Source organism: Alteromonas sp. 5E99-2 (genome assembly GCF_017368475.1).
Lineage (GTDB): Bacteria > Pseudomonadota > Gammaproteobacteria > Enterobacterales > Alteromonadaceae > Alteromonas_F.
On sequence record NZ_JAFNJE010000031.1, the window covers coordinates 1 to 2,725 of the forward strand.

The window sequence follows — 2,725 nt, forward strand, 5'->3', positions numbered from 1 at the left end:
CTCGCAATCGTATAACAAAGCGTTAAAGCGGACGCATACAACAGCGGAGCTTTTTTCTAACACCATAAGTGCGCCGCTTAACTTATTCGTTATGTTTCATGAGGTAGTAAGTGACTAAAGAGTACACTGAAAATTTGGAAGAGATAGCTACCTTTGGATTCGAGGCAATTGACCCTGACGAAAAAGTCGAGGTTAATTTAAAAGACCTAATGTATGTTTTCTCAACTTTACAAGAATATCAAAGGTTCTTTCATCAACCATTACACTATCAAAAAATGGAAGATATTGATCGATTTCTTGGTTCGGCCAATGATCATGCTGGGTACAAGTTACTTCATACCTCCATCCATAAAAAAATGAGGGATATGCTCCCTAATTATATAGATGATAAGTATGGAGAGGGGGATTTCGATTCTCCAAAATTGCCTTTTTATTACGATGAAAATAGGTGAAAACATAACAAAGCGGTCAAGCCTGACGTCTATTCCGTCGCTTGTTTATGTGGCGGGCGCTACGCTGCCACAACACAATCAACTACATAGCCGCAGCTTACCGCGGCGTTAGGTGCCTAATGAATCCAGTACGTTTTTTTGCACAAGAATTTACTAAGGTTAAATATAAGTATCTGAATAGATCTATTATCGAAAATGTTGACACAGATTTGTTTAATGAAATACTTAAACAGTTTCTCGATAGTGGTTGGGTAAAGATCTATGAGTATGACGCAGTCGATGCTTGGATAGATTTTGGTAAAGTAAAAATTAAAAAAGATAAAAAAGTTCTTACCTTCGAGTGGGACAATTACATGGAAGGCGTAATCTTAGGGAATAAAAATGAAATTAACCAAGTTGCTAAACAGTTTTGTCTTCGATCAAGTAATGTTCCTAGTTACATCAGTGAAAGCACCTAACAAAGCGCTCAAGTCGCTCCCTTCGGTCACTGGGACAAAAACACTGCGCCATGCTTCGCATTCTATGGCACAGTATTTTCGCCCCTTAGCTTAGCGTTAGCGCGAAAATGTATTAAGTACTCTTAGGTCATAACTATCGTTGCCGCCGTTTATTTGCTCTTGCAGGTGCAAAAGCAAAAATCGGACGTAAAGTAAAATGTAGTATTGCCTTTATCAGTGCTTCAGATAAAGTAAGTAGTAAATAACAGCAAAGGATTGTTCTGTGGCATACCACCACTCTTCAATTTCTTGCTAAATTTAAACAAAGCGCCACTTAGGCGCTAACAATCGGTTAAAATATCGCGCTACGCGCTGGACTCACTCCTTCGTCGTTCGCCATTTAACCGAGCGTTATGGGGCGGTTCGAAAATTAGCTTTTTCAGGTTCGTGTTAATCGAATAAATTGGGTTTTTATTCAGCTATCCCGCTCTTCATTTTCTCTTTAATGTTTCTCGCCTTTCCTGTTTGTTCTTGGTACTTCCGTCCGCATTTATTCGCACTGAAATTCCGCAACGTATCATCAAGTTTAATGTTTTTCGTGCCACTAGGTTACTGTATAGCCGTAAGCATTTTTCTTCGCATTATGGTGTGCATCTGTTCAGTTGCGGTTTGTCTTAAAGTTCGGCATCCTATCTCTACTAAATTAATCGTGGCTACGCTGGCGCTTCGCAGCTTTCGTTGTAGTAGGTTCGTGGTGCCGACTAGCCATAACAATAGGTTAAAATGGACTCCGGTGCTGGCGCACCTCCACCATTTAACCTAGGCGTTATGTTTTTCTTAAGGATGTCAAAATGAATAGATTCATTATTTTTTTGATCTGCATTTTTATCACAGCATGTGCTGCTAATAAAAATGAAAAAACGACTATTAGCGGAAAGCGAATCAGTAAGGAAGAAGCAGAAAAACTCAATCTTAAACCGGCTGGTACTTTTCAAGATCTTATAAATGATCAATTTAAAGGCCTACCGAAGCCTGGTAGTTTTCAAAGCTGTCTAGAACTAATTGATCAGTTGAAAGAAAAAAATATTACAATACAGACGATAGAAGAGAAAAAGGTCGTTGCGGTAAACAATGAAAATAAACTACTTACCTATTCATTCAGCGAAGGCTCTTGCTTGCGCTGAAAAACATAACAAAACGCTAAAGTTCGCTCACTTCGTTCACTCGGACCCAAACGCGTGGCGCCTTCGGCATTTTGCCACACGCTTGGGCCGCTTAGCTTAGTGTTAGGCATACTAAATTGAAGCATCCAGTCTCACTCAAAATATTATCTTTATTCGTTCTTATATGGGGTGTGGTTTTACCATACGTTTGGGCTTTCAATTTTTCAGTTTCAATCAATATTGACCTATTCAACTCTTTTAAATATTTTATTCCTGAGTTACTCACGTCATTGTTAGCTCTTGTTTACTTAATTGGTATCTACACAAGACAAACTTGGGTTGTGGTTCTTGGGTTCTTTAGTGCCGTTCTGCTTCCAATTTTAAAAACTATATTAGGTAGTCCAACATTTGGAGCATGGATAATAACTTCATTGCTAATGGTTGTACTTTCGTGGCATATTTCAAAACTTAAAAATTTGAGTACGTATGCCTAACAAGCTAATTAACAAGGACAAAAAACAGTTGGCTGTTTTCGTTCCTCAACATTTTAGCCAACAATTATTTGCCTATTATTAGGGCGTTATACGGTACGAGCGTTAAGACCTAGAGAAATATACTCGTAGCGAACCCAATAAACAGTCCCAAAAGTCAGTAGTAACGTTTGAGCTTTTAT

General features: G+C 38.6%; 3 protein-coding genes. All 3 read left to right on the forward strand.

The annotated features are described in order from the left end of the window. Positions 1-110: 110 nt before the first annotated feature. The 3 genes from J3L16_RS15660 to J3L16_RS15670 all read left to right on the forward strand — a co-directional run bounded on the left by J3L16_RS15660 (position 111) and on the right by J3L16_RS15670 (position 2,073). Positions 111-452, forward strand: coding sequence for a hypothetical protein (locus J3L16_RS15660; protein ID WP_207614001.1), 342 nt, complete (start codon positions 111-113; stop codon positions 450-452). Positions 453-571: 119 nt separating this feature from the next. After that, positions 572-910, forward strand: a complete 339-nt coding sequence (locus J3L16_RS15665; RefSeq protein ID WP_207614002.1) for a hypothetical protein — start codon at positions 572-574, stop codon at positions 908-910. An 830-nt stretch (positions 911-1,740) separates the two neighbouring features. Beyond that, positions 1,741-2,073 carry a hypothetical protein gene (locus tag J3L16_RS15670; RefSeq protein ID WP_207614003.1) on the forward strand — a complete coding sequence of 111 codons (333 nt, stop codon included), beginning with the start codon at positions 1,741-1,743 and terminating at the stop codon, positions 2,071-2,073. Positions 2,074-2,725 lie beyond the last annotated feature (652 nt).

Coding starts and splice junctions, on each gene's coding strand:
- J3L16_RS15665 (WP_207614002.1), top strand. CDS start 572: ATGAATCCAGTACGTTTTTTTGCACAAGAATTTACTAAGGTTAAATAT.
- J3L16_RS15670 (WP_207614003.1), top strand. CDS start 1,741: ATGAATAGATTCATTATTTTTTTGATCTGCATTTTTATCACAGCATGT.